The following is a 244-nucleotide window of genomic DNA, read 5'->3' as shown; positions in this document are numbered from 1 at the left end:
AGTTGTTATCTCTCCCTGGTCAAAATAATAATTTATACCATTGTCATCAGTGACTTGAAAATTATAATTTCCTCCAGGCCCCGGAGTTCCAATCAATTTGAAATTGATGTTTTCTTGTCCTGAAATCAAAAATTTAATGGCTCCATTTGGTTTTGTTGTTTTAGCCATATCTAAGTAGGCCTTATAATTTTTATGAGGGAGATTTATTAAAAAAAGATCCGGCTGAAAATCATACCCCTCATAT

General features: G+C 32.8%; 1 protein-coding gene. It reads right to left on the bottom strand.

Features of this window, described 5'->3' with window-relative positions; all coding sequences use genetic code 11:
- A partial coding sequence (locus tag SCA31_RS25115) for a hypothetical protein (protein ID WP_410699658.1) occupies positions 1-244 on the bottom strand: 244 nt, incomplete at both ends.

The sequence above is a fragment of the Chryseobacterium sp. SIMBA_028 genome (assembly GCF_046535285.1).
Lineage (GTDB): Bacteria > Bacteroidota > Bacteroidia > Flavobacteriales > Weeksellaceae > Chryseobacterium.
Note: the sequence above shows the minus strand (reverse complement) of the source record. Positions and strands in the feature narration are given on the sequence as shown.